The following is a 25,088-nucleotide window of genomic DNA, read 5'->3' as shown; positions in this document are numbered from 1 at the left end:
CGACCCTCAGTCGTCGCCCGCGGGGTCCAGGAGGAGCGCGGGATCCGCGAGCGGAGCGCCGCCGCGGCCGGGGGCCCGCAGATCGCGGGCGGGGATGCCGACGAGGACGGCTCCGTCCGGGGCGTCCTTCACGACCACCGCGTTCGCCCCCACGCCGACGTCGGAGCCGAGGGCGATCGGGCCCAGCACCACGGCTTCCGCGCCGATCACGACGCGGTCGCCGATCGAGGGTGCCTGCGCTCGCGCGTCGACGACCGCCTCGCCGAGGGTGACGCCGTGGTAGATCATGCAGTCGTCGCCGATGCGCGCCGTCTCGCCGATCACGACCCCCATGCCGTGGTCGATGAAGAGGCGCCGGCCGATGGTCGCCGCGGGATGGATCTCGACTCCCGTGGCCGCCCGGGCCGCCTGCGAGAGAAGCCGCGCGGGGAGGCGCAGACCGCTGCGCCACCAGCGGTGCGCGATCCGGTGGAGCCAGACGGCGTGCACACCCGGGTACGCAGAGGACGACCTCCGCCGCGCTCCCGGCGGCCGGGTCGCGCCGCGCGGTCCGGACGTCCTCGCGCAGTCGCACGAGGACGCCGGGACCGCGATCGGCGGGGCTCAGCTGCGGAGGTCCTCGTACAGAACGGTCGAGATGTACCGCTCGCCGAAGTCGCAGACGATCGCGACGATGGTCTTCCTCGCGTTCTCGGGCCGCTTCGCGACCCTCGAGAGCGGCCCACATGATCGAGCCGGACGAGATGCCGCCGAGGACGCCCTCCTGAGCGGCCATCTCGCGGGCCACGCGGATGGAGTCGTCCAGAGTCACGTCGATGATCTCGTCGTAGACCTCGCGGTCGAGGTTCGCGGGACGAAGTTGGCGCCGATGCCCTGGATCTTGTGCGGTCCGGCGGTGCCCTGCGTGAGCAGCGGCGAGTCGATCGGCTCGACCCCGATGATCTGCACGCCGGGCTTGCGCTCCTTGAGCACCTGCCCGACTCCGGTGATGGTGCCGCCCGTGCCGATGCCGGCGACGAAGACGTCGACCTCGCCGTCGGTGTCGTCCCAGATCTCCTGGGCGGTCGTGCGGCGGTGGACCTCGGGGCCGGCGGCGTCCTCGAACTGGCGGGCGAGGATCGCGCCCGGGGTCTCGGCGACGATGGCCTCAGCGCGCTCGACCGCTCCGCGCATGCCCTCGCTGCCGGGGGTGAGCACGATCTCGGCCCCGTACGCGCGCAGCAGGACGCGGCGCTCCACCGACATGGTCTCGGGCATCGCCAGCACGACCCGGTAGCCGCGCGCCGCTCCCACCAGGGCCAGCGCGATGCCCGTGTTGCCGCTCGTGCCCTCGACGATGGTGCCGCCGGGCGGCAGCTCGCCCGACGCCTCCGCCGCGTCGACGATCGCCACGCCGATGCGGTCCTTCACGCTGTTCGCGCGGGTTGTAGAACTCGAGCTTGGCGAGCACCCTCGCGCTCTCGGCGCCCGGGAGGCGGTTGATGCGGACGAGCGGGGTGTTGCCGACGAGCTGCGTCACGTCGTCGTGGATGCGTGCCATGGTGTGCGCTTCCTGCCGGAGTGGGACCGCCCCGGGGGCCCGGGGCCGGCGCGTGCCGAGTGGTGCTGCAGCGGTGCGGCCCGTGCGGGGCGCGCTCCCCCCACGATACGGATGCATCGGCTCCGAGGGAGCCCCGGGGCGCCCTTCGGAGGCACCTTCGGAGGCGCCGTCCGGCGCCGCGGCTACCAGGCGGGTCGGCCGCTGTACATCCCCCGCCACCCCGCATCTCGTCCTGGCGGAGGACGCCCTCGGCGGGGGTCGTTCACGTACCATTCTCACGGGGCATCGCGCGACGGCGCGAGGCTCCGGGCCGCCCCTCCCCTCGACACCCCGCGGCCCCGCCGCGCCGGAAGGACCTCTGCTCCACGGCTCTCCCCACCGCGTCCCGCCGCTCCGACAGGCCGCTGGGGATGTCGCTGCGGGCGGTCATGGGGTTCATCGGCATGAGCGTCGTCGCCGGCGTCCTGATCACGGTCGGGGTGACCCCGGCGCTCGCGCTCACCGGTCTCGCGACGACCAACACGATCGGCATGTTCCAGAACCTGCCGGGCTACATCGACGTCGGCCAGACCATGCAGCGGACCAACGTCTTCGCGGGGACGGCACCACCCTGCTCGCCTCCGTCTACGACCAGGAACCGGTCGAGGTCGGCTGGGACGAGGTCGAGCAGACCGCGAAGGACGCCGCCGTCGCCGGCGAGGACCCGCGCTTCTACGAGCACGGCGGGATCGACATCCAGGGCACCCTGCGCGCGCTCGCGGTCACCCTCTCGGGCGACGACCTCCAGGGCGGATCGTCGATCACGCAGCAGTACGTCAAGAACGTCCTCGTGCAGAAGGCGGAGTCGATCGCCGACGAGGTGGAGCGCGCCGCCGCCTACAAGGTGGCGACGGCCCCCACCCCGAGCGCAAGCTCAAGGAGATGCGCCTCGCGATCGGACTCGAGAAGGAGTACTCGAAGGACGACATCCTCCTCGGCTACCTCAACATCGCCCTCTTCGGCGGCACCGTCTACGGCATCGAGGCCGCCGCGAACTACTACTACGGCATCCCCGCGAGCCAGCTCGACCGCCCAGGCCGCAGCACTCCTCGCCATCGTGAACAACCCCGAGAAGTTCCGCTTCGACGACCCGGCGAGCGAGGCGAACGGCGCCGCCAACGGCTACGCCGCCACCAAGGAGCGCCGCGACTACATCCTCACCGAGGAGCTGAAGTACGGGAAGATCGACCAGGCCACCCACGACGCCGCGATCGCCGAGCCCATCACGCCGAACATCACGCAGCCCTCCACCGGCTGCGACGGCCGGCAACGCCGCGTACTTCGCGGATTACGTCCTCAACGTGCTCCGCAACGACGAGGTCTTCGAGCGACCGACGACGAGCGCTACGCGAAGATCCGCCGCGGCGGCTACGACGTCGTCACGACGCTCGACCTCGACATCCAGCAGGTCTCGCAGGCCGCTCTGAACGCCTACGTGCCCCAGACCGATCCGCGCTTCGAGGTGGGAGCGATCCGCCCGAGCGTCGAGGCCCGCACCGGCCGAGTGCTCTCGATGGTCCAGGACACCGTCTACAGCCAGGACCCCGAGGTCCTGGCCGCCTCGCCCGGCACGAGCGCCGTGAACCTCAACGTCGACGAGGCGATGAGCGGCAACCGCGGTGTCCAGACGGGCTCCACCTACAAGGTGTTCACCCTGGCCAACTGGCTGACCGCCGGCCACACCCTCAACGAGAGCTTCCCCTCCCTGACCTCCGGCTTCCGCAGCTACCCGCAGAAGTGCAACATCGCCGAGGACGGGGTCACGGTCCCCGTTCCCTTCTACCGCCCGAAGAACGACGCCCCCTCCGACAACCGCGAGTCGATGAGCGCCGTCACCGCGACGCAGGGGTCGATCAACACGGGCTTCATGGGCATGGCCCACCAGCTCGACCTCTGCGACATCCGGACGACCGCCGAGGCGTTCGGCATGCACACCGCGACGAACACCGAGCTGTGGTCCACCCCGTCCACCGTGCTGGGGACCAACACCATCGCCCCGCTCACAGTTGCCGGCGCCTACGCGGGCATCGCGAACGACGGAGTCGCCTGCGACCCGATCGTGATCGACCGCATCACGGGCGCCGACGGCGCTCCGGTCGCCGTGCCCGCCGCGGACTGCGCCCCCGCCGTCTCGCCCGAGGTCGCGCACGGCATGCAGTACGCCATGCAGCGCGTCATGACGTCCGGCACGGGCGTGTCGTCGAACCCCGACGACGGGATCGAGCACATCGGCAAGACCGGCACCACCGACGACGCCGCCGACGTCTGGACCGCGGGCGCCAGCCGTTCCGCCTCGCTCGCCGTCTGGGTTGGCAGCATCAACGGCTTCGAGGACGGCGAGAAGATCAACCTGCGCCAGGTGAGGATCACCGGCGAGAAGGGCAGCATCCAGGCCGCCCAGGCGCGTCACGCGATCTTCCGTCCGATCATGACCGCGCTCGACTCGAAGTACGGCGGCGACGACTTCATCGATCCGCCGTCGTCGATGCTCGCCTCCTCCTCGCGCGCGGCCTCGGTCACCGAGGTGCCCGACGTCACCGGCCGCACCGTCGAGGAGGCGACCGCGACCCTCCAGGCGGCCGGCCTCACCGCGGGCCACCAGGAGATCGTCGACTCCACGACCGTCCCGGCCGGATCGGTCGTCTGGACGACCCCGAGCGCCGGCCAGGACGCGGTCGACGGCGCGGTGATCCCCCTGCAGATCAGCTCGGGCGAGGCGCCTCGTCAACACGAGCGACGTCGGCGACGTGGACGGCGACCTGGTCTTCGACTGATCCGGGCAGGCGCGCTCCGTCGAGCGCAGCGCGCCTCCCCCGAGCCGCTCCGGCACCTCGCCTACAGTGCTGGTGCAGCGAGAGGAACGATCCTGAAGCGACCCAACGTCCCCGTCTCTCCAGCCCCGTCGAACCGTCCACGGAGCTCTCGGCGCGCTGATCGGATTCGTGATCGTCAGCGTCCTCGCCGGTCTCCTCGCGACGATCGCGGTCGCTCCCGCCGTGGCCCTCACGGGTGCGGCGACGTCGGGCACGATCTCGCGCGTTCCAGTCGCTGCCGAGCTACCTCGAGGTCGGCGAGCTGATGCAGAAGACGGACGTCTACGCGGGCGACCCGGAGGATCCGGACGCTCCTCGCGTCCTTCTACGACCAGAACCGCATCGAGGTCTCGGCCGACCGGATCGCCGACCCGGTGAAGGACGCGCTCGTCGCCAGCGAGGACCCGCGCTTCTTCGACCACGGCGGCATCGACCTGCAGGGCACGCTGCGGGCGGTCGCGAGCACGTACCTCCTGCACGAGGAGACCCAGGGCGGATCCTCGATCACCCAGCAGTACGTCAAGAACGTCCTGGTGCAGAAGGCCGAGTCGATCAGCGATCCCGACGAGCGTGAGAAGGCGTACGCCGAGGCGACCGCGACGACCGCCGAGCGCAAGCTCAAGGAGATGCGCCTGGCGATCGGACTCGAGAAGGAGTACTCGAAGGACGACATCCTCCTCGGCTACCTCAACATCGCCCTCTTCGGCGGCACCGTCTACGGCATCGAGGCCGCCGCGAACTACTACTACGGCGTCCCCGCGAGCGAGCTCCTCGACCGCCCAGGCCGCCGCACTCCTCGCCATCGTCAACAACCCCGAGAAGTTCCGCTTCGACCGGCCGGACGACCCCGCGAACGGCGAGGCGAACGGCTACGCGCTGACGACCGCGCGCCGCGACTACATCCTGGACCGGATGCTCGAGACCGGCTCGCTCGATCGGGCGGCGCACGACGCGGCACGGGCGGAGGCGATCCTGCCCTCGATCACCCCGCCCTCGACGGGGTGCCGGACGGCCGGCGACGCCGCCTACTTCTGCGACTACGTCTCCCACGTCCTGCGCGACGATCCGGCCCTCGGAGCCACCGACGACGAGCGCTACGCGACGATGAAGAGGGCGGCCTCACGGTCTACACGACCATCGACCTCGGCCTGCAGAAGGAGGCGCAGGCGGCGCTCGACGCGCAGGTGCCCTCGTACGACCCGCGATTCCCGGCGGGAGCGACGGCCGTCGGCGTGCAGACCGGCACGGGCCGGGTGCTGACCATGGTGCAGAACACGCGCTACAGCCAGGACCCCACGGTGCTCGAGCGGGCCCGGGTACTCGGCGATCAACCTCAACGTCGACGCGGACGACGGCGGCGGGCAGGGCTTCCAGACGGGCTCGGCGTACAAGGTCTTCACCCTCGCCGAGTGGCTCGACCGGGGGCACACGCTGGTCGAGAAGTTCGACTCGAAGCGGAAGAACTGGACCGGCTTCGCCGACCGCTGCGACGGAGTGCAGAACTATCCGACGTACGATCCCAAGAACGTCAACGACTTCGGCTACCCCGACACCGACACCGCGCTGAACTCGACCATCAACTCGCTCAACACCGGGTTCACGGGCATGTCGCACCTGCTCGACCTGTGCGACATCCGCGAGCGCGCGGAGGCCTTCGGCGTCCACCGGGCCGACGGCGACCCGCTCGTGCAGACCCCCGCCGCGGTGCTGGGGACGAACGAGATCTCGCCGCTGACGATGGCCGTCGCGTACGCGGGCATCGCGAACGACGGCGTCACGTGCACCCCGGTGTCGATCACCGCGATCATCGGGGCGGACGGCGAGGAGATCGCCCCGATCCAGACGCAGTGCAGCCGCTCGGTCACCCCGGAGGTCGCCCACGCGATGCAGTACGCGATGCTCCAGGTCACCGCCATCGGCAGCGGCTACGAGGCCGACCCGCGCGACGGCGTGCAGCACATCACCAAGACGGGCACGACCGACGACTCCGTCGACACGTGGACGGTCGGCGCCTCGAGCTCGGCGTCCCTCGCCGTCTGGGTCGGCAGCATCTCGCCCCGAGAGTCGGGCACGCGGATGAGCCTGGACGGCCTGTCGTTCGAGAGCGGCTGGGCACCAGAACGCGCGGCACCGCATCTGGAAGCCGCTGATGACCCGCATCGACGCCCGGTACGGCGGAGCGGACTTCGCCGCTCCTGACCCGTCGATGATCGTCGCCCCGCAGACGACCGTGCCGGACGTGGTCGGGCTCGGCATCGACGACGCGCGTCGAGCTCTCGAGGCGGCGGGCCTCGTGGTGGGAGTGACGTCACCGGTCGACTCGGTGCGTCCCCGAGACGAGGTCGACGGGGCGGATCCCTCCGCGGGGACGTCCGTCGACGAGGGGTCGGCGGTCGGGCTGAGGCTCAGTTCCGGAACGCCGCCGCCCGCGACCGGCTGACCGCGTCGTCAGGGCCAAAGACCGGGAGGACCGGCGGCACCGACTCGATCGGCTGCGCCACCGGTCGGCTGCGGCTCAGGCGCTCCGTCGTGCTCCTGCTCGGCGACGAGCGGGCACCGCCAGCAGCAGCACCGCGGCGACCAGCACGGCGACGCCGACCACCGCGTCGGTCGTGAGCCGCTCGCCGAGCAGGGCCACGCCCAGGAGGGTCGCGGTGGCCGGCTCGACCAGCGTCAGCGTCGAGACGGTCGCGGCCGGCAGCACGCGGAGGCCGCGCGCGAAGAACGTGTAGGCGAGGGCGACGGTGACGACCCCGAGCCAGAGGACCGCGGGGAGCGCCGGAGCGAGACGGGACAGGATCACCCGCGAGCAGCACGGGCAGCGACAGGATCGCCGCGGCTCCGAACTGGGCACCCATCGCCGCGGCAGGAGTGAACCCGCGCCCGAGCAGGAGCTTGCCGCAGACGGCGTACAGGGCGTAGGAGGCGCCGGCCCCCGCGGACCTCGAGGAGTCCCTGCACCGAGACGCCCGCGGAGCCGCCCTGCGTCAGGAGGCCGGCCAGCAGCACCACTCCGACGGCCGCGAGGGCGGTGGAGGCGAACCAGCGGGCGCTGGGCACGGTGCGCAGGACCAGCCACTCGAGCAGCCCGGTGAAGGCCGGGGCCGAGCCGAGCGCGACGATGGTGCCGACGGCCACTCCGTTCTCGGACGTGCCCGTGAAGAAGGCGGGCTGGTAGGCCGCCACGCCCAGGGCGCCGAGCAGCACGAGCAGGAGCGTCGCCCGTGTCGGCCGCGCGAGCCGTCGCGAGCGCAGGGCCTCGACTCCGAGGAGGAGGGCGAGCAGCGCACCGCCGAGGACGATGCGCGCGGCGCCCAGCAGCAGCGGATCCGTGCCGGAGGCACCGAGCGCCTGGGCGGTGCCGGTGGTCCCGAAGCAGACGGCGGCGAACACCACCGCGGCGATCGCCGACGTGCGCGTGGTCATCCGGGCCCGTTCCTGCGTCGGTCGACGCGTCCGCCCAGTCTCCCAGGACGCCCGTCCTCCGCCGTCGCCGTGAACCGGCTCGCCGGTTTCCCAGGATCCCGGCCCCCGGTCGGCGGAGGATGAGGGGTAGCGTCGACGGGGTCGGCAGGAGGGGCGGGACATGGGGATCGCGGAACCGTTCGACGTCGACGACTACAGCAGGAGTGCGCACGGCAGCCTCCGTGACGACTTCTCGATCCGCGAGTTCGAGGAGGTCCTGCTCGACCGCGAGGCCATCGTCGCGACCGCCTACCTCCGCGCCCTCGAGCACGCGATCGTTGCGCGGGTCCTGCCCGTCGCGCGGACGCATCCGGACGCCCGCGTGCGCGGCTTCGCGAGCGCCTGGGCCGCTGAGCGGCACCGCATCGCCGATGCCCTGGGCGACGTGCTGACGGCCTCGCCGCGCATCCGCGGGATCGAGACCCGGCCTCCCGAGCCGATCGCCGCCCCCTCCGCTCTGCGGGCACGGGTCGCGGGCCTGCTGCCCGGCCCGGTCGCCCTCGTGCTCGCCGTGGAGCGCGCACGTCTCGCTGCACGGCGTACCGCCGCCTCGCCCGCCTCTCGCTGCACCCGGAGATGGAGCGCCTCGCGGACGCCGTGACCGGGATCCTCGAGCGCCACGCGGACTTCTTCGGCGAGCTCGCGGCGTCGCGGCTGGGTCGCCCGCTTCCCGGTCGGATCGCGGCCGCCGCTCTCCTGCTGACGCTCCGGCTCCCGATCGGCGAGGCCGATCTGCCCGAGCCGCTCGCCCGCGAGGGGCGCGAGCTGGTCTTCGGCCGCGACGACGGAGGCCTGGACCGCATCGACGCGGCGGTCACGGGGGCGTTCTGCCTGCCCTGCAGCGCGGCCCAGCGGCTCGCGCAGCCGCACCGCGCCCCGTCCCTCCGTGCCGCGGCGGCCCTCGGCCGGCGGGCTGCCGACGTCGTGCACGCGGTGCGCAGCGCACGCGAGGCCGCGGAGCAGGCCCGCGGCTGATCCCGGCAGGGTCCACGGCCCCCGCAGCCCGACGTCATCCCGCTGTCACACGGACGGGGTACGGTGTGCGCCGGGGAACGGAGGGCGTGTGGCACGACTGCTGCGCTCGGCGCGCCGGATCGCTCTCGTGGCGGCCCTCGTCCTCGGTCTCGTGGTCGTCGCGGGGCTGCCCGTCTACGTCCTCCCTCCGTCGACGCGGTGCCGGAGCGCGCCGATGCGGTGCTCGTCCTCGGCCCGCCGACCCGCGCTCGCACCGACCTCGGCCGGGAGCTCGTGCGCGAGGGCGTCGCCGACACCCTCGTGATCTCGGTTTGGCCCTCCGACCTCGCCGCGGATCCGGACGATCGCGACGTCGTCGCGTGCGACGAGCCGGGGATGCGCGTGGAGTGCTTCACCGCCGACCCCGGCACCACGCAGGGCGAGGCGCGCGCTCGCCGACGAGGCGCGCGCCGAGGACTGGGCATCGGTCGTCGTCGTGACCCAGACCCCGCACATCACCCGGGCGCGGATGCTGCTCGAGCGCTGCTGGCCGGGCGAGGTGCTGATGGTCAGCTCCGGCGAGCCGTACACGCTCGGCGCGTGGGCCTACGAGTACGCCTACCAGACCGCGGCTTTCGCCAAGGCGTTCGCGACTCCCGACTGCTGAGCCCCGAGGCGCTCGCCGCGGGCCGCTACCCGAGGAGCTCGCGCACGTCCTCGGCCGTGATGCCGCCCGTCGCCGCCGCACCGTCGTCGGACATGACCGCGGCGAACAGGGCGGCCTTCGCCTCCTTGAGCGCCATCACCTTCTCCTCGATCGTGTCCTTCGCCACGAGGCGGTAGACCATGACCGAGCGGGTCTGGCCGATGCGGTGCGCGCGGTCGACGGCCTGCGACTCCGTCGCCGGGTTCCACCACGGGTCGAGCAGGATGCAGTAGTCGGCCTCGGTGAGGTTCAGGCCGAAGCCGCCGGCCTTGAGCGAGAGTGAGGAACACGCCCGCCTCGCCGGAGCGGAAGCGGTCGATCACCTCGTCGCGCTTCTTCGTGGCGCCGTCGAGGTAGGCGTACTCGATGCCGGCCCCGTCCAGGCGGTCGCGCACCCGGCCGAGGAAGCGGGTGAACTGGCTGAAGACCAGCACGCGGTGCCCCTCCGAGAGGGCGTCGGCGAGCAGCTCGTCGAGCAGGTCGAGCTTGGTCGAGGGCACGGTGGCGTGCGCCTCGTCGACCAGCGCCGCATCGAGGGCGACCTGCCGCAGCACGGTGAGCGCACGGAAGATCGCGAAGCGGTTCTTCTCGAAATCGCCGATGAGGCCCAGCACCCGCTGCCGCTCACGGGCGAGGTAGGTGTCGTAGACCTTCCGCTGCCGGGTGCCGAGCTCGACCTCGATGGTCTGCTCCTGCTTGGGCGGCAGTTCGGTCGCGACGAGCTCCTTCGGCGCGGCGCAGCATCAGCGGGCGGATGCGGCGGCGCAGCTGCGTGAGGCGCTCGGTGTCGGCCTCCCGCTCGATCGGCTTCTGGTAGTACTCCGCGAAGCCCGCGGGTGAGGGGGAAGAGGCCGGGCGCCACGATGGAGAGCAGCGACCACAGCTCCATCACGTTGTTCTCCATCGGGGTGCCCGTGATGGCGAGCTTGAACGGCACGTCGAGCCGGCGCGCGAGCTGATGCGTCGCCGACTGGCGGTTCTTCACGAACTGCGCCTCGTCGAGCATCAACCCGGCCCAGCGGATGCCCGCGTACGACTCGTAGTCGAGGCGGAAGAGGGCGTAGGAGGTGACGACGAGCTCGGCCTCGCCGATGGTGGTCGACAGGGCGCGGCGCTTCTTCTTCGACGTCTCGTCGATGCCGACCACGGTCAGCCCGGGGGCGAACCGCTTGGCCTCGCCGACCCAGTTCGGCACGACGCTGGTCGGCGCGATCACGAGGAAGGGCCGCGGCGACGTGCCGGCGTCTCCCGCCGCGGCGCGCTGCTCCTGCATCGCGCGGGCGATGAGGGCGAGCGACTGCACGGTCTTGCCCAGGCCCATGTCGTCGGCGAGGACCCCGCCGAGCTGGTTGTCGTAGAGGAAGGAGAGCCAGTCGTAGCCGAGCTGCTGGTAGGGCCGCAGCTCGACCTGGAAGCCGTCGGGCAGGGGCCGCGACTCGAGCGCACCGGTGGCGGTGAAGCCCTGAGAGGCCCTCGACGGCGCGGCGCCAGGCGGCGGCCTGCGCCTCGACGACGCCGAGCTCGACGAGCTCGTCCCGGAGCGACGACTGGAAGCGGCTGATGCGCAGCGTCTCGCCCGGGTCGTCCGAGAGCTCGCGCGCCTCGGCGATCAGCTCGCGCAGGCGCCCGAAGCGCTCGTCGTCGAGGGCGAAGTAGACGCCGCTGCGGCAGGACCATGTACTCGTCGCCGCGGGCCAGCGCGAGGAAGATCTCGGCGAGCGGGACCGCCTCGTCGTTGACGGTGACCGAGATCTCGAGGTTGAACCAGTCGCGGCTGTCGGGCTGGGCGACGGTCTGCACGGCGACGACGGGCGCGGTCTCGGCCTCGCGGTACTCGACGCGCTCGCCGATCTCCTCGATCTCGACCGTGCCGAGCTCGCGGAGCCGCTCGACCTCGCCCGTGAGGAATCCGACGGTCTGCATGCCGCGCAGATCGAAGGTGGGCCGCAGCCGTCTGCTCGAGGCCGAGACGAGGGCCGGGGTGGACTCGGGATCGATGCCGGCGGCGACGAGGGAGTCCAGGACCCGCTGCTCCGCGTCGGGGTCGCGGTAGCCGGTCTCGCCGTCGATCCGCAGCGGGAGGCGCTCGGCGTCGACTCCGCGGGCGCCCTCGACGCCGTAGCGCCACCACCACGAGCCGCGCAGGCCCGCGCCGTCGGTGTGCTCGAGCGTCAGTCCGAGCCGCGGCTCGGGCACGGGCGGCGCCTCGAACGAGCCGTCGCGCGAGACGATCGCGAACAGCCGGTGCAGTCGCTGGTAGTGCTCGGTGAGGAACGCCGCCTCCTCCTGCTCCGGGATGCGGATGGGCTCGCGGCTCCAGAGGAACGTGCGGGCGGAGGAGAGCAGCGGCGCCGCGAACGGCACGAGCGTGACGGGGCGCGCGCGCAGCTCGTCGCCGGGCTCCCAGAGGTAGAGGCCGACGGCGGGGTCGCCGATGAAGCCGAACTCCTCGGGCGCGGGGGTGTCGCCGATGGCCACGAGCGAGCGCAGCTCGAGGCCGCCCGCCGTGCGGGTGACGTCGATCGAGGCGGTGGCCGTGGTGTCGAGGATGCGCAGCGGGTCTGGTCGCGGTCGCCCATGACCAGGCCGATGCCGGCGCGGACGGCGCCGTGCAGCGCGGCCCAGATGGCCTCGCTCCGGCAGCCGTCGAGGTAGAGCCAGGTGTCGGGCGAGTAGTAGCTCCGAGGCGCTGTGCCCCGAGAGCAGCCCCTGGATCTCGCGGACGACGTCGATCTGGCGCTCGTCGTAGTCGTGGCTGTAGTGCAGGTAGCCCAGGTCGCGCCAGCTGGTGCCGGTGCGCACCCAGCGGTCGCGGTCGCCCATCCGCACCGGTCGCACGCCCAGGCGGGGGCGCGGCTCGGGCGGCGGCCGGTAGCTGTTGTAGCGGCCGGGCGGTCGTCGCACCGGCTCGCCGGGGAGCAGCTCGAACTGCAGCCCGAGCGGGATGCCGGAGCGCGAGCGCTCGGTGCCCGCGAGCAGCGGGGCCAGCGCGCTGCGCCACTCCGGCACCGCGTCGGCGCCGGTCTCGCCGGCGAACGGGCCGGCGAGATCGCCCTCGCGCTCGCGGCGCAGGGCCTCGACGAGCACCGCGGCGACGTGCTTGCACTCGTGCTTGACCGGGCAGCCGCGAGGCGCCGCCGAGGAGGATCGAGCGCCCCCCGTCCTCGCGCAGCTGCACGCTGACCGCGTAGGGCGAGCGGCCGGAGCCGCGGACCTGGCCGAACAGGCGCGTGCGCCCGCCGAACCACTGCAGCTCGCCGACCCGGCCCTCGTCGGCGTACGCGGTGCCCTTCTCGAAGGCGGCGGTGCCGACGAGCGCGCGGATGTCCTGCTCGGAGAACGGGTCCTGGGGCTCGGGGTCTCCGGCGGAGCGGGCGCGGCCGAGGGCTGCGCGTCGCTCGAGGGACTCCGGCGGGCCATGGACCTCATGCTCTCCGCGCTCCGAACGGAACGCATCCGTCCATTCAACCCGATTCCGGGCGCTCGCGAGCCGCGGGCCGGGATCCGTGGACGCGCGACGCCTCCGTACGATGGTCGGATGCCCCGTCTGGCCGTCGTCTCGGCGCACACCTCCCCCTCGAGCAGCCCTCGACGGGTGACGCGGGCGGCATGAACGTGTACCTCGCGGCGGTGCTGCCGGAGCCTCGCGCGGCGGGGCTGGGACGTCGTCGTGCTGACCCGCGGTTCCGGGACGAGGACGCTCGCTCCGGGAGTCGAGGTGGTCGGCGTGCCCGTGGAGGCCGGCGACAAGTACGCTCTCGCGGCGTCGACGCCCGAGTTCGCGCGAGCGGCGGCCGGTGCCGACGTCGTGCACTCGCACTACTGGGTCTCGGGCCTGGCGGGCGCGCTGACCGGGCTGCCGCACGTGCACTCGATGCACTCGAGCTCGCTGGCGAAGAACGCCCGGCTCGCGCCCGGCGACGTGCCGGAGCCCGCCGAGCGGATCGACGCCGAGCGCTCGGTGCTCGCGTCGGCCGATGCGGTCGTGGTCGCAGGGTCGGCGGAGCGCGCGGACGTCGAGGGCGGGTACGGCGTGGATCCGTCGCGGATCGTCGTCGTGCCGCCGGGGGTGGAGGCGCGGTTCCACCCGGGTGCGCAGGACCGCCCGTACGAGATCGTGCTGGTGGGCCGGGTGCAGCCGCTCAAGGGGCAGCTGCTCGCCGTGCAGGCGCTGGCGCGGATGCCCGCCGCCGAGCGACCCCTCCTGCGGATCGTCGGGGGGCCCGCTCCGGGACGCGAGGAGTACCTGGCCGCCGTGCGTTCCGCGGCGCGCGCCCTCGGCGTCGAGGCCGACGTGCGCTTCGACGGAGTGGCCGACCGAGACGAGGGTGGCGCGGCGGCTCCGCAGCGCCCGGCTCGCACTCGTGCCGTCGGCGGCCGAGACCTTCGGGCTGATCGCGCTCGAGGCCGCGGCCTCGGCCACTCCGGTGGTGGCGCGCCGGACGACGGGCCTGGTGGACGCGGTGCGGGACGGCAGGAGCGGCGTGCTCGTCGACTCCGCCGACCCGGACGTCTGGGCGGACGCGGTCCCTCGGCCTGCTGCGCAGGGCCCGAGGAGCTCGCCCGGCTCGGCCGCGGCGGCACGGCCTGGGCCGCCGCGCACTCGTGGCCGGCCGCGGCCGAGCGCCTGGACGACCTCTACAGGCGGCTGCTGTCCTGCTGAGGGGAACCCCGCGACCGTCGAGGGAGCCCGCTCCCGGGGTTCCCTCGACGGTCCGGGGTTCCCTCGGCACGGTGGCGGCCGACACGGAGGGCGGAGGCCGGGCCGGTCAGTCGAGGACGGCCGGGGCGCCCGGGTCGAGGCGGGCGCCGCTCGTGGAGCGGTACCAGGGGGCGAGGCGGTCGGGCGAGACGGCGACCATGGCGGCGCCGGTGAAGCCGGCGTCGTTGCCGAAGCGGGCCGGGACGATCTCGGTGCCGATGTCGAGGAAGCCGGCGAACTCGTCGAAGACGTGCGCTGCCGCTCCTCCGATCACGAACAGCTGCGGCGAGAGCAGCATCCGGAGGTGGCGGTAGTAGACGCTGAGGCGCCCCGCCGCACTCCTCGAGCGTGATGCCCTCGCGGCGCACCGCCGAGAAGCCGACGCGCGGCTCGAAGTCGGGGCCGTCGATGTGCACGTGGCCGAGCTCGGAGTTGGGGATGACGACCCCCTCGTGCACGAGCGCAGTGCCGATGCCGGTGCCGAGGGTGGTCAGCAGGAGCAGCCCCTCGCGATCGCGCATCGCGCCGAACTCGCGCTCCGCGACTCCCGCCGCATCGGCGTCGTTGACGACGACCACGTCGACGCCGGTCGCCTCCGACAGGAGCGCCTGCGCGTCGAGGCCGACCCAGCGCTGCGAGACGTGGGTGGTCTGGCGGACCACTCCCCGCGCACGATGCCCGGGAACCCGACCCGACGGGCGTGCCCGCGATGGGCGAGACGTCGCGGACGATGCCGGCGATGGCGACGGCGAAGTCCTCGGGCTCCTTGCCCAGCGGGTTGGCGACGGCGAAGCGGCGCGCGGCCCTCTCTCCGGTGGTCACGTCGACGAGGGACGCCTTGATCGACGTCCCGCCGATGTCGACTCTCGACGGCGAAGCGCGGCAGGACGCCGTCCAGGGGCTGGGTCACGGATGCTCCGACTGCAGAGGGGTGGGGAAGTGACGAGTCTACGAGTCGGAGCCGGGACCGGGCTCGGAGAGGGCCGCCAGGACGTACCGGAGGACGGGTTCGTAGAGGTGCACGGCGAGGCCGTCGTCGATCGGCACCACGACCTCGACCGAGCCCTGCGCCTCGGCGACGAACACCGCGGGATCGTTGCAGTCGGCGATCGCGATCGTCGGCAGGCCGCGGCGCCCGGCCGCGCCGGCCCAGCCGTGGTCGGCGACGACGAGGTCGGGGCGGATCCCCAGGGCGTCCAGCTGGTCGAGCAGGGCGTTCATCGGCTCCGGCGAATGGTGTGCAGCAGGCTCCCGCCGCGGTAGACGCAGGTAGACCCCGCCGGTGCACCAGGGAGGAACTGGTGCTCGTCGGCCAGCGGTACCCGGATGCGGTCGGCGCCCGCGAAGGGCAGCGCGTTGACGTCCAGGACCTGCGCGCCCGCCTCGGTCGCGGCGGTGGCGAGCCGGCGGTAGAGGTCCATCAGGGTCGCGGGATGGGCGGTGGCGAAGAGGAGCAGGTCGCCGCGCTCGACCGACTCCGCGAGCTGGCGGCGGTAGGCGTCGAGGCGGGCGAGGGTGAGCCGCACGTCGATGCGGTCCTGCCCGCTCTCGAAGGCGGGGTCGGTGCTGATGCCGACGCGCTCCCCCATCAGGGCGAGGAGGCTGTCGAGATCCCAGTGCTCGGCGACGTCGACGCCGTAGAGGTGGGCGGGGTCGCGGGCGGCGAGCTTGCGGAGGTTGCCGAGGTTGCTCGCCCGATCGGTGAGCACGGCCCCGGTCAGGAGCGTGGAGTCGAGGACGGCGGCGAGGTCGTGATCGTCGGTGTGCATCGCGATCAGGATATCGGTCTTGACTTCGCGAACAGTAGCGATATATCTTTAACGCATCGCCGACGGATCGAAGAGCACTCGCTCGAAGACGGGCGACCGGATACCGGAAGGCATCCACACGAACGAGAGCAGATCAGACATGACCGCCAGGAACTTCTTCCCCGACCACGACTCCTCGCGCCACGACGGCGCGCCCCACGACGACCCCGACGCGGCGGTCACGACCACCCGGGTCGGCGCGAGCGCCGCGACCCCGGCGGCCACGGGCGCGGCTTCGACCGGGCTTCGGCTTCGGGGCCCGGCTTCGGCCCCGGCTTCGGCGGACCCTTCGGCGGACCGGCCGCCGCGGCGGAGGACGCGCCCGGCGCGGCGACGTCCGCGCGGCCCTCCTCTCCTCCTCGCCGAGACCACCTCGAACGGCTACGGCCTGATCAAGGCGATCGCCGAGAAGACCGGCGGTGCCTGGCGTCCCGGCCCCGGCTCCGTCTACCCCACCCTCCAGCAGCTCGTCGACGAGGGCCTCATCACGGCCGTCGGCGAGGGCCGCGGCACCGAGTACCAGCTCACCGACGCGGGCGGCACCTACGTGCGCGAGCACGCCGACGAGCTCGCGGCCGCCTGGGAGGCGACTCCCGGCGCGAGCGACGGCGACCGCGCGTTCATGGAGAACGTCGGCAAGCTGATGGGAGTGATCCAGCAGTTCCGCGGGGCTCCGACGTTCGCGCGCCGCGGCCTCCGACAAGCTGGACGAGGCGCGGCGGGCACTGTACCTCATCCTCGCGGACTGGAGGTCCTCGCGGGCGGACCGAGATCCTCGCGGACCGAGCCGGTCCGGCCCGAGGGGGCGCCGCCTCAGCGCGACGCCTCCGCCAGCCGGGCGAGTCCCTCGTCGAGGGACACCGACGGCGTCCACTGCAGGTCGGCGCGCGTGCGGCGCTGGTCGAACCAGTGCGCGGTCGAGAGCTGCTCGGCGAGGAAGCGGGTCATCGGAGGCTCGTCCGCGCCCGGCCGGACCGCCCAGACCCGCTCGACGAGCGAGCCCGCGGCTCGGGCGACGGAGGCGGGCACCGACCAGCTCGGCGGCTGGACGCCGGACGCCCGGCAGATGCCCGCGAGCAGCTCGGCGACCGGTCGCGGCTCGCCGTTCGTGACGACGTAGGCCTGCCCGTGCACCTCCGGGGCGCGGTGGAAGGCGGCGACGATCGCGGACGCCGCGTTGTCGAGGTAGGTCGAGTCGATGAGCGCCTGGCCGTCGCCCAGCAGCGGGAGCCGCCCGGTGCGCGCCCGCTCGACGATGCGGGCGACGAGCTGCGTGTCGCCGGGGCCCCAGACCAGGTGCGGCCGCACCGCGACGACGGCGAAGCCGGCCTCGTCGGCCGCCAGAGCGAGCAGCTCGCCGCGCGCCTTCGTGCGGGCGTAGTCGCCGCGCGCGCGGTCGGGATCGGCCGGCTCGGCGTCGTCGCCCGTGATCGAGGAGCCCGAGTGGGCGACCGACGGCGAGGACACCCTGCACGAAGCGGCTCACGCCGGCGCGGCGGGCAGCGGCGAGCAGGCGGCGCGTGCCGTCGACGTTCACGCGATCGAAGTCGCCCGGATCGCCCGCGAGCGAGACCTTGGCGGCGAGGTGCACGACGCCGTCGACCCCGTCGAGCGCCTGCTCCACGGCGCGCGGATCGGTCAGCGAGCCGCGCGCGTCTTCGACGCCCGCGACCCCGGAGGGCCGGCGCTGGAAGGTGCGGACGTCGTGGCCCTCGGCGGCGAGCAGAGCGGCGACCGCTCCGCCGAGCAGCCCGCTGGCGCCCGTGACGAGGACCGTCACGGCGCCGTCATCCGTCCACCGGCGAGGATCGCCCCGGCCCAGCGCGAGAGCGCGGCCCGGTCGATCTTGAGTTGTGCCGGATGTCGGTCGGCAGTGCCGGCACGACGAGCACCGCCGCGACGGGAGCGCCGACGGCGGCGCGGACCTCGGCCGCGAGCCCGGGGTCGGCGAGGCGGGTGCGCGCGACGGCGTCCCTCCGCTCGACGACCGCGACGAGCTGGGCGGTGCCGCGCGGCCCCACTCCGACGATCGCGGCGCGGGCGACGGTGGCGACCCGCGCCTCGATGCGCTGCTCCGGACCCACGGGCGTCACGACGCCCTCGGCGGTGACGACGACGTGCGGCATCCGGCCCTCGACCCAGAGGCGGCCCTGCGCGTCGAGCGCGGCCGACGTCGCCCGTCCGATGCCAGCGCTCACCGGGCACGGCCCCGATGCGGGCGGTGCGGTCGGTGAGCCACAGGCGCTCGTAGTGGTCCTCGACGTGCCCGGCCGAGACGACGATCTCGCCGGTGACGCCGACGAAGCTCCTCCACGGAGTCGGAGGCGCGTCCGTCGGCGTCGAGCGGGGCGATGCGCACGCGCACGCCCGCCGCGGGGACGCCCACGCAGACGCCGCCGCGCGGATCGTCGTCGGCGGCGGCCTCGCGGATGCCCTCGAGCGATGCGTCGGTGAGCAGCAGTCCCTCGGTCATGCCGTAGGGGGTGCGCGCCGACGCGTTCGGCATCAGCGCCTGCGCCTGCGCGAGCAGCCCCTCCGAGACGGGGGCGCCGGCCGAGAGGAACGTCCGCACGTCGGCGAGGACGCGGTGATCCTCTGCGGTCAGCGCGTCGGCGGTGGCGACCACGTCTCGCGAGCGCCGCGGGCGAGAGGAACACGACGGTGGCCTCGACCTGCGCGGCCGCTGCGGCGACGGCGGTCGCGGTCAGCGTGCGCGGGGCGGTGACCTCCATGTCGGGAGTCGCAGAGCGCGCTCCGAGCGCGGGCCCGAGCAGCGCGAACGGAGCGAAGCCGGCCACGAGACCCGTGCCGGGCCCGATCCCGTACTGGCGGGCCAGGGCGTCGCGGACGCCGGCGAGCTGCCGGTGCGTGTAGACGACACCCTTGGCGGGACCGGTGGAGCCCGAGGTGAAGAGGATCGCGGCGACGTCGTCGGCCGCGGGCGACTCGGCGAGCAGCCCGGGGTCGGCGGCGAGCTCGGCGCGCCCGAGCTCGATCAGCTGGCCGAGCGAGGAGTCGATGCCGAGGGCCGCGGCCGAGGCGCGCGGAAGGGTCTGCGTCGAGACGCGGCCGCCGGGCCAGCCGAGCGCGCGGGCGACCGCGAGGCCCGACAGAGCACCGACCACGAGATCCGGCCACGTGCCGCGGACGGCGCGGGTGAGGCCCTTCAGGCCCAGCCCGGCGTCGGCGACGACCACGACGGCTCCGATGCGCAGGCACGCGTAGAGCAGCGCGGTGAGATCGGCGCCGGGCGGGACGAGCAGCGAGACGCGGTCTCCCGGCCGCACCCCCGAGGCGCGGAGCCCTGCGGCGAGCTCGTGCACGCGGCGGGAGAGCAGGCGCCAGGACACGCGGCGCGGCCCGGCGCCGCCGGGCGGCGCCATCTCGACGAGCGCGAGAGCGTCGTCGTCGGCGTGCGTCCCGAGGTGGCGCCAGAGCGGCTCGATCGGAGCGGTCGGCCGACGGACGTCCGGCGCGGCGCCCGCTCCGGAGAAGACGTCGCCGAGCCAGGTCAGCGCGGCCGAGGCGTAGTCCACGTCCTCGGCGACGAGGTGGCCCGCGCCCTCGAAGCGGTGCACCTGCGCGTGCGGCAGGCGGTCGACGAGGTCGTCGAGGTAGCGGTCCGAGAAGATCGGGTCCAGCGGGCCCCAGAGCATCAGCGCAGGCACGTCGAGGCCCGAGACGCCGGCCGCGATCCGGCTCAGCTCGCCGTGGCTCGGATGCGCGGCGTCGACCGGGATGTCGGCGACGAACCCGCCGACTCCGCCCCGTCGCTCCGCTCCTCGGTAGGGCGCGCGGTACCCCTCCTTCACGGCGGCGGGAAGGGCGGGGTGCGCGATCGCGAGCGTGGTCCTCGAGGAACGCCGGAGTGCCGACGGTGGAGGCTCCGAGGACGCCGGACGCGAGCGCGAGGCGCAGCGGAGCCGGGATCGGCTCACCGTCCGGCTGGTGCACGGCGGTGTTCAGGAGCATGACACCCGAGAGCGCGTCCGGGTGGTCGACCGCCCAGCCGAGCGAGACGACTCCGCCCCAGTCGTGCCCGAACGTGACGACGTCGCGGTCCAGGCCCAGCACATCGGTGAGGTTCGAGAGCTCGCGGACCCGGTCGGCGAGGGTGTGCAGAGCGCCGGTGCGCTCAGAGAAGCCCATCTCGGAGCTGGTCCACGGCGACGACGCGCCACGCGGGCCCGCCGCGACGGGCCGCCTCGAGGGTCGCGGAGGCGAGTCGGCGCCAGAGGTACGACCAGGTCGGGTTGCCGTGCACGCACAGGATCGTGCCGACGGGCTCGGCGCCGAGGGCCTCCCCCGTGTCGAGCAGGTGCCAGCGGCGCGGGTCGCCGTGCACGTCCGGTGCGTCGACGAGCCGCGACCACGACGGGTCGAGCCCCTCGAGCCCGGGCGGCGGCAGCTGCGCCGGTGCGGTGGAGCCCAGCGCGGAGCGGATCCGCGCGGCCGGGTGGGGACCGGCGGGCGGGGTCACCAGGGCGATCTCGAGCATCGCGGTGTTGATGCCGGAGCCCACGCCCATCAGCAGCACGCGGTTGCCGGGCTGCAGGGTCTTCGACTCCTGCGCGAGGGTGATCGGGATCGAGGCCGGGCCGACGTTGCCGAGCAGCGCGTAGGTGGTGGGCACGCGGTCGCGGTCCAAGCCCACGGCCTTGACGAGGGCGCTGGTGTGCACCTCCGAGACCTGATGCATGATGTAGCGGTCCATGCCGCTCCACTTCCAGTCGCGCTTCGCCTCCTTCCAGGCGGAGACGACGAGCTCCATGCCGCCCTTGAGCAGGGCCTTCGCGTCGGTGAACATGCCGTCGACGCTGCCGACGCAGAGCTCGTTGAACTGGGTGGCGGCACGGGTGATGCCGCCGAGAGGCGGTGCCCCTTCGGATGCGCATCGGCCGGGCCGAGGATGGCGGCCGCGGCGCCCGACCCGAGGGTGAGGCTGGCGAACTCGCTCATGAAGTCCTTGCGCGAGACGCCGTCGCGGCTGAGTCGCTCGATCGTGTTGACCTGGATCTCGTCGGCGTCCTCGCCGTCGATGATCATCGCGTAGCGGATCTGGCCGGAGTCGATCAGCTGGGCCGCGAGGGTCATGCCGCTGACGAAGCCGAGGCAGGCGTTGGCGATGTCGAAGCTGATCGCCGAGGACGGCAGGCCCAGGCCGTGGTGCAGGCGCACCGCGACGGAGGGCTCGAGGTGCTTGCGCGTGACCGAGGTGTTGATGATCAGCCCGATCTGGTCGGGCCGCACCCCTGCTTCCTCGAGCGCGCGACGCCCGGCGTCGATGGCCGCCGCGTCGAAGGTCTGGTCCTCGCCCCAGTTGCGGCGCTCGTGCACGCCGGCGACCTGCTGCAGGAGCCCGGTGGGCAGGCGGAGTCGCTTCAGAGCCGGCGCCAAGCGCGCGTCGATCTCCTCGGAGGTCGTCACGCGCGGGGCGATGGTGGTCGCGACGGACAGCAACGCGACGTTGCGGTGCGTGGTCGTTGCGTTTCCGTCCAACGGAACTCCCTGTCGAGTTGTCGATCGTGGCAGGTGCCGCGATGATTTTACGCTTTCGTTCACTCAGTGAATCCTGGACGGCCGCTGAGTGCCGTGGAACCCCCTCCGCGGCCCCTCCCGCCCGGAACGGCGCGGATCGCGGCGTACGGCCACACCGCGCCCCCGCTGTCAACCTCCCCGGCGAGCGGCGTCAGGTGCCCATCGCCCAGGGTTCGCGGTCGCCCCGCAGCCGCGCGGCGAGCGCCATCGCCTGCTCGTCGGTGAGGGTCGCGACGTAGTCGACGATGCCGCGGGCGCGGCCCAGGCGCCGGAGCGACTCCGTGTCCACGCGCGGGCGGCCCCTCTCCCGCGGGCAGCCACTCGGGCCGGTCGGCGCGCAGCCGGAAGTACCCGTCGGTGGCGAGCTCGATCAGGTCCAGCAGCTTCTGCGGGGCGCGGGATCCGTCGCGCGGGTCCTCCAGCCAGTCGTCGAGGTGGGTGACGAGGGTCTCGAGCACCCGCGACTGCCCGCGCTGGTAGGTCGCGAAATCGGGGCGGTCGATGACGAAGCGGGTGTGCACGAACTTGAGCACGGCGACGTCGTGCCAGGCGTCCGGGAGCAGCGACACGTGCCCCGAGCGGACGTTGGGCTCGGCCAGCACGAGCACCGACCGCTGCAGGCGGCCGATCCACGACGAGACGAACGCCTCGATCGCCCGCTCCGTGCGGGTGGACCTCGTCGAACGGCACGGCGAGCAGCCCCTCCACGAGCTCGGCCGAGACGCGCTCGACGGAGGAGCGGAAGTAGCTCGTCGCTCGCGATCCACGGGTCGCGCGCGACGAGGCGCCGCCGGAGCATCTCGAGCGAGTGCCCGGGCGCTCGGGCCCACAGCTCGGCGGCGTCGAGGGCGGCGAGCGCGTTCTGCTCGCGCAGGAAGGCGCGGAACTCCACCGCCACCGCGGCCTGCTGCAGCACCCCCGCGCGGTAGAAGTCGTCGAGGTCGTGCAGCGAGTAGGCGATGTCGTCGGCGACGTCCATCACCGAGCACTCGAGCGTCTGCTGCCAGGGCGCGATCGCCTCGAACGTGCCGCGGGCGTCGAGCATGTCGTCGAGGTCGAGGGTGTAGGCCGAGAACTTGGGCGGCGCGGTCTCCCAGCGGCTCGCGGTCGAGCCCCGGGGCAGCTCGGTGGGATCGGCCGACGCGATGTCCGGGCGGCAGACGGTGCGCCCCCACGGGTACTTCAGCACCGCGGCGCGGGAGGCGGCGGTGAGGTTCAGACCCGCCTCGACGGTCTCGCAGACGTCGAGCTCCGAGAGGATCCGGAAGGACTGCGCGTTGCCCTCGAAGCCCTCCTCGAGGCCCAGCCGCTCGCGTGCGAGGCGGTCGAGCGCCTGCTCGCCGAGGTGCCCGAACGGAGGGTGGCCGAGGTCGTGCGCGCTGGCCGCGGCCTGCACGACGACCGGGTCGCAGCCGCCGAGCCGCTCGACCAGCTCGCGCTGGGCGGGATCGGTGGTCGTGAGCTGCATGGCGATCGCCCGGGCGACGGCCGTGACCTTGATGGAGTGGGTGAGGCGGTTGTGGACGACCTGGCCGACCCCCGAGGGCGAGATGACCTGCGTGACGGCCGAGAGCCGGGCGAAGTACGGCGAGAAGCGGATCCGCTCGAGATCGACCCGGTACTCCGGGAAGTCCTCGCCGGTCGCGAACCGGTCGACGGGCTCGGGGATGCGCCGGTCCGTGCGCCGGTCGCGGCTGTGCTTCGCCTCCATCCGCTCACCCTAGACGAGGGGCCGATCCTCCTCGGGACGCGCCCTGGGAGCGACGGCGATCAGCACCGCGGCGGCGACGACCGCACCGAGGACGTAGGCGCCGATGTCGATCCAGGAGAAGGTGCTGCCGACGACCAGGCGCAGCGGCGGCCACGCGTCGACGAGCCGCTCGGCGACTCTCGATCGCCTGCAGCTGCTCCATCGCGATCGACCACGCGAGGGCGATGCCCGCGGCCGGGAGCCCCGCCAGGGCCGGCAGGACGACCGCCGCCAGCAGGGCGACGAGCACGACGTAGAGCACGCCGCCCGCGACGTCGGCGATCAGGCCGACGAGGAGGAAGCGCAGGGCGAGACCGAGGCCGAGCGCCGCGACCGCGGCGAGCGCGTACGGGAGGCGGGCCCTCACGAGCCGCTCCCCGGCCACGCGGCCAGGAGGCGGTCGTGGGCGCGGAGGAAGGTGCGGTCGTCGGCGACGCCCCAGCCCAGCGGACCGGGCGAGGCCACGACCAGCGGGACCAGCACCGTGCGGCGCCGGCGCCGGCCGGGGGCGAGCACCCCGAGCGCGAGGGCGCGGACCCGCCGGGCACCGAGGGCGACCGTGGCCACCTGGACCGACGCGACGTCGTCCCAGCGGGCGATCGGGAGGAAGTCGCGGCGCGCTCGGCGGCGAGCGCCGGACCGTCGGAGCCGAGGGCCACGACCGAGACGGAGTCGGGGCGCCGCGCGGCGGCGGGGGCCGCGGCCCGGCGCAGCGACCGCTCGAGCTCCCGGGCGCCGAGGACGGCGAAGCCCTCGCCCACGTCGGCCAGCTCCGCGAGCCTGCGCTGGCGGGCGGGCGCGGCGTGGTGGATCCGCGAGCGCACGCTCTCGCGCAGGCGCAGCAGCTCGCCCGGAGACGTGAGCAGCACGGTCGGCTCGAACCGGGTGCGCGGAGGGAGCGGCGCTGCGCGGACGGGTCCCCTGGTCGACTCCCGGGTCGGAGCGCCCCACGGCGGCGGTGCACCTGCGTCCACGTCCCCTCCTCCCGTCGCGATGACGGCTCGATTCTCCTCCGTCGTGCCGCGTCTTGCCCGAGAGCCCTCCCCCGACCTACGATGGGAGTACCCCCTGGGGGTATCCGACCACGACGGCGGCGGACCGGGTCCGCCACCACGAGGAGCACCGACATGACCACTCGACTCGACCTCGGCCTGACCGCGAAGGCGACCGGCGACGCCGTCGCCGGCGGCTCCTGCGGCTCGGCGGGCGGCTGCGCCTGCGGCGGCCACGCGGACGCGCACGGCGGCGCCGGCGCCACGATGATCGCGCCCTCGGTGCAGACGTTCGGGGTCGCCGGCATGACCTGCGAGCACTGCGTGCGCAGTGTGACGGAGGAGCTCGCCGCCTACCCCGAGGTGACCGGTGTCGACGTCTCGCTCTCGCCCGAGCGAGTCTCGGCCGTCACCGTCGGCTCGTCGCGTCCGCTGGGCCGCGAGGAGATCGCGGCCGCCGTCGCCGACGCCGGCTACCGCCTCGCGCCCCTCTCCCTGACGTGCCGACCCGGGAGGCGGCCTCGCTCGAGCTCGCGATCGGCGGGATGACCTGCGCCTCGTGCGTCGCCCGGGTCGAGCGGCGCCTGGTGGCGCTGCCCGGAGTCAGCGCGACGGTGAACCTCGCTCCGAGCGCGCGACCGTCGTGCTGCCGGAGGGCACGACGGCCGCCGACGCGATCGCCGCGGTCGAGTCCGCGGGCTACACGGCGACGGTGCCCGCGGCCCGGACGGGACGAGCCCGGGCGACCGGACGGCGCAGCGGATCCCGACGACCTCGAGCG

The 25,088-nt window shown here is 73.8% G+C and carries 19 protein-coding genes and 13 pseudogenes; 14 read left to right on the top strand and 18 right to left on the bottom strand.

The annotated features are described in order from the left end of the window. Positions 1-6: 6 nt before the first annotated feature. Positions 7-607, bottom strand: a pseudogene (epsC, locus tag AC0CII_RS21015) (serine O-acetyltransferase EpsC). Further along, positions 604-1,540: pseudogene (cysK, locus tag AC0CII_RS21010) on the bottom strand (cysteine synthase A). Before cysK ends, epsC begins: the two co-directional pseudogenes overlap by 4 nt. On the opposite strand from cysK, the pseudogene AC0CII_RS21005 reads away from it, so the two are divergent. The 6 genes and pseudogenes from AC0CII_RS21005 to AC0CII_RS20980 all read left to right on the top strand — a co-directional run. Then, a pseudogene (locus tag AC0CII_RS21005) lies at positions 1,482-2,393 on the top strand (transglycosylase domain-containing protein); the annotation flags it as partial. The pseudogenes cysK and AC0CII_RS21005 overlap by 59 nt on opposite strands. Before the next feature lie 68 nt (positions 2,394-2,461). Next, positions 2,462-2,551 (top strand): annotated as a pseudogene (locus AC0CII_RS21000) (hypothetical protein); the annotation flags it as partial. Positions 2,552-2,636: 85 nt separating this feature from the next. Then, complete coding sequence (locus AC0CII_RS20995; RefSeq protein WP_465231041.1) at positions 2,637-4,658, top strand: penicillin-binding protein; 2,022 nt, start codon at positions 2,637-2,639, stop codon at positions 4,656-4,658. A gap of 108 nt (positions 4,659-4,766) precedes the next feature. Next, positions 4,767-5,102: pseudogene (locus tag AC0CII_RS20990) on the top strand (transglycosylase domain-containing protein); the annotation flags it as partial. Positions 5,103-5,718: 616 nt separating this feature from the next. After that, positions 5,719-6,591 carry a penicillin-binding transpeptidase domain-containing protein gene (locus AC0CII_RS20985; protein WP_465231040.1) on the top strand — a complete coding sequence of 291 codons (873 nt, stop codon included), beginning with the start codon at positions 5,719-5,721 and terminating at the stop codon, positions 6,589-6,591. Further along, a complete protein-coding gene (locus AC0CII_RS20980) occupies positions 6,542-6,832 on the top strand; it encodes a PASTA domain-containing protein (protein WP_465230548.1) in 291 nt (96 codons plus the stop codon). The genes AC0CII_RS20985 and AC0CII_RS20980 overlap by 50 nt, the downstream gene beginning before the upstream one ends. Positions 6,833-6,907: 75 nt before the next feature. On the opposite strand, the gene AC0CII_RS20975 is transcribed toward AC0CII_RS20980, so the two are convergent. Both AC0CII_RS20975 and AC0CII_RS20970 read right to left on the bottom strand, forming a co-directional pair. Further along, on the bottom strand, positions 6,908-7,195 hold the full coding sequence (locus tag AC0CII_RS20975) for an EamA family transporter (protein WP_465230547.1): 288 nt from the start codon (positions 7,193-7,195) through the stop codon (positions 6,908-6,910). After that, on the bottom strand, positions 7,192-7,818 hold the full coding sequence (locus AC0CII_RS20970) for an EamA family transporter (protein WP_465230546.1): 627 nt from the start codon (positions 7,816-7,818) through the stop codon (positions 7,192-7,194). The genes AC0CII_RS20975 and AC0CII_RS20970 overlap by 4 nt, the downstream gene beginning before the upstream one ends. Positions 7,819-7,978: 160 nt before the next feature. Between AC0CII_RS20970 and AC0CII_RS20965 the strand changes: the two genes are divergently transcribed. The 4 genes from AC0CII_RS20965 to AC0CII_RS20950 all read left to right on the top strand — a co-directional run bounded on the left by AC0CII_RS20965 (position 7,979) and on the right by AC0CII_RS20950 (position 9,478). Next, positions 7,979-8,458, top strand: coding sequence for a hypothetical protein (locus AC0CII_RS20965; RefSeq protein WP_465230545.1), 480 nt, complete (start codon positions 7,979-7,981; stop codon positions 8,456-8,458). Then, positions 8,434-8,832 (top strand): hypothetical protein, encoded by a 399-nt coding sequence (locus AC0CII_RS20960; RefSeq protein WP_465230544.1) that lies wholly within the window; start codon positions 8,434-8,436, stop codon positions 8,830-8,832. The genes AC0CII_RS20965 and AC0CII_RS20960 overlap by 25 nt, the downstream gene beginning before the upstream one ends. An 88-nt stretch (positions 8,833-8,920) precedes the next feature. Further along, positions 8,921-9,136 (top strand): hypothetical protein, encoded by a 216-nt coding sequence (locus AC0CII_RS20955; RefSeq protein ID WP_465230543.1) that lies wholly within the window; start codon positions 8,921-8,923, stop codon positions 9,134-9,136. Between the two features lie 171 nt (positions 9,137-9,307). Continuing rightward, entirely contained in the window at positions 9,308-9,478 is a 171-nt protein-coding gene (locus tag AC0CII_RS20950) for a hypothetical protein (RefSeq protein WP_465230542.1), read from the top strand. 25 nt (positions 9,479-9,503) lie between these two features. Here the strand turns inward: AC0CII_RS20950 and AC0CII_RS20945 are convergent, their stop codons facing one another. From AC0CII_RS20945 to AC0CII_RS20935, 3 genes and pseudogenes are all read right to left on the bottom strand, one after another. Beyond that, entirely contained in the window at positions 9,504-9,659 is a 156-nt protein-coding gene (locus AC0CII_RS20945; protein WP_465231140.1) for a hypothetical protein, read from the bottom strand. Between the two features lie 202 nt (positions 9,660-9,861). Continuing rightward, positions 9,862-9,951, bottom strand: a pseudogene (locus AC0CII_RS20940) (hypothetical protein); the annotation flags it as partial. 470 nt (positions 9,952-10,421) lie between these two features. Then, positions 10,422-10,919: pseudogene (locus tag AC0CII_RS20935) on the bottom strand (SNF2-related protein); the annotation flags it as partial. Positions 10,920-13,154: 2,235 nt separating this feature from the next. On the opposite strand from AC0CII_RS20935, the pseudogene AC0CII_RS20930 reads away from it, so the two are divergent. Continuing rightward, a pseudogene (locus AC0CII_RS20930) lies at positions 13,155-13,580 on the top strand (glycosyltransferase); the annotation flags it as partial. After that, positions 13,495-13,986: pseudogene (locus tag AC0CII_RS20925) on the top strand (glycosyltransferase family 4 protein); the annotation flags it as partial. The pseudogenes AC0CII_RS20930 and AC0CII_RS20925, both read left to right, overlap by 86 nt. A gap of 169 nt (positions 13,987-14,155) precedes the next feature. Here the strand turns inward: AC0CII_RS20925 and AC0CII_RS20920 are convergent. The 4 genes from AC0CII_RS20920 to AC0CII_RS20905 form a co-directional block, all read right to left on the bottom strand. Next, the gene (locus tag AC0CII_RS20920; protein ID WP_465230541.1) at positions 14,156-14,881 is read right to left on the bottom strand and encodes an ROK family protein; all 726 of its coding nucleotides are present in this window, start codon (positions 14,879-14,881) and stop codon (positions 14,156-14,158) included. Positions 14,882-15,167: 286 nt separating this feature from the next. Next, on the bottom strand, positions 15,168-15,440 hold the full coding sequence (locus AC0CII_RS20915; protein WP_465230540.1) for a phosphatase: 273 nt from the start codon (positions 15,438-15,440) through the stop codon (positions 15,168-15,170). After that, positions 15,437-15,988, bottom strand: a complete 552-nt coding sequence (locus AC0CII_RS20910; protein ID WP_465230539.1) for a phosphatase — start codon at positions 15,986-15,988, stop codon at positions 15,437-15,439. Before AC0CII_RS20910 ends, AC0CII_RS20915 begins: the two co-directional genes overlap by 4 nt. A gap of 48 nt (positions 15,989-16,036) precedes the next feature. Beyond that, positions 16,037-16,252, bottom strand: a complete 216-nt coding sequence (locus AC0CII_RS20905; protein WP_465231139.1) for a hypothetical protein — start codon at positions 16,250-16,252, stop codon at positions 16,037-16,039. A gap of 163 nt (positions 16,253-16,415) precedes the next feature. Between AC0CII_RS20905 and AC0CII_RS20900 the strand changes: the two are divergent. Further along, positions 16,416-16,520, top strand: a pseudogene (locus tag AC0CII_RS20900) (PadR family transcriptional regulator); the annotation flags it as partial. 320 nt (positions 16,521-16,840) lie between these two features. Here AC0CII_RS20900 and AC0CII_RS20895 read toward each other — a convergent pair. The 7 genes and pseudogenes from AC0CII_RS20895 to AC0CII_RS20865 form a co-directional block, all read right to left on the bottom strand. After that, positions 16,841-17,807: pseudogene (locus AC0CII_RS20895) on the bottom strand (NAD-dependent epimerase/dehydratase family protein). Then, a pseudogene (locus tag AC0CII_RS20890) lies at positions 17,804-20,525 on the bottom strand (alpha/beta fold hydrolase). Before AC0CII_RS20890 ends, AC0CII_RS20895 begins: the two co-directional pseudogenes overlap by 4 nt. Beyond that, a pseudogene (locus AC0CII_RS20885) lies at positions 20,514-21,526 on the bottom strand (3-oxoacyl-ACP synthase III); the annotation flags it as partial. The pseudogenes AC0CII_RS20890 and AC0CII_RS20885, both read right to left, overlap by 12 nt. Positions 21,527-21,716: 190 nt before the next feature. After that, positions 21,717-21,854: a hypothetical protein gene (locus AC0CII_RS20880; RefSeq protein WP_465230538.1), complete on the bottom strand. Its 138-nt coding sequence runs from the start codon at positions 21,852-21,854 to the stop codon at positions 21,717-21,719. A gap of 81 nt (positions 21,855-21,935) precedes the next feature. Continuing rightward, positions 21,936-23,276, bottom strand: coding sequence for a deoxyguanosinetriphosphate triphosphohydrolase family protein (locus tag AC0CII_RS20875; protein WP_465230537.1), 1,341 nt, complete (start codon positions 23,274-23,276; stop codon positions 21,936-21,938). 4 nt (positions 23,277-23,280) lie between these two features. Beyond that, positions 23,281-23,682 carry a hypothetical protein gene (locus AC0CII_RS20870; protein ID WP_465230536.1) on the bottom strand — a complete coding sequence of 134 codons (402 nt, stop codon included), beginning with the start codon at positions 23,680-23,682 and terminating at the stop codon, positions 23,281-23,283. After that, the gene (locus AC0CII_RS20865) at positions 23,679-24,266 is read right to left on the bottom strand and encodes a hypothetical protein (RefSeq protein ID WP_465230535.1); all 588 of its coding nucleotides are present in this window, start codon (positions 24,264-24,266) and stop codon (positions 23,679-23,681) included. Before AC0CII_RS20865 ends, AC0CII_RS20870 begins: the two co-directional genes overlap by 4 nt. A gap of 176 nt (positions 24,267-24,442) precedes the next feature. Here AC0CII_RS20865 and AC0CII_RS20860 point away from each other — a divergent pair, with 176 nt between their 5' ends. Further along, positions 24,443-24,856, top strand: coding sequence for a heavy-metal-associated domain-containing protein (locus AC0CII_RS20860; protein WP_465230534.1), 414 nt, complete (start codon positions 24,443-24,445; stop codon positions 24,854-24,856). Positions 24,857-25,088: the final 232 nt, after the last annotated feature.

This window comes from Rathayibacter sp. AC182 (assembly GCF_979253875.1).
Note: the sequence above shows the minus strand (reverse complement) of the source record. Positions and strands in the feature narration are given on the sequence as shown.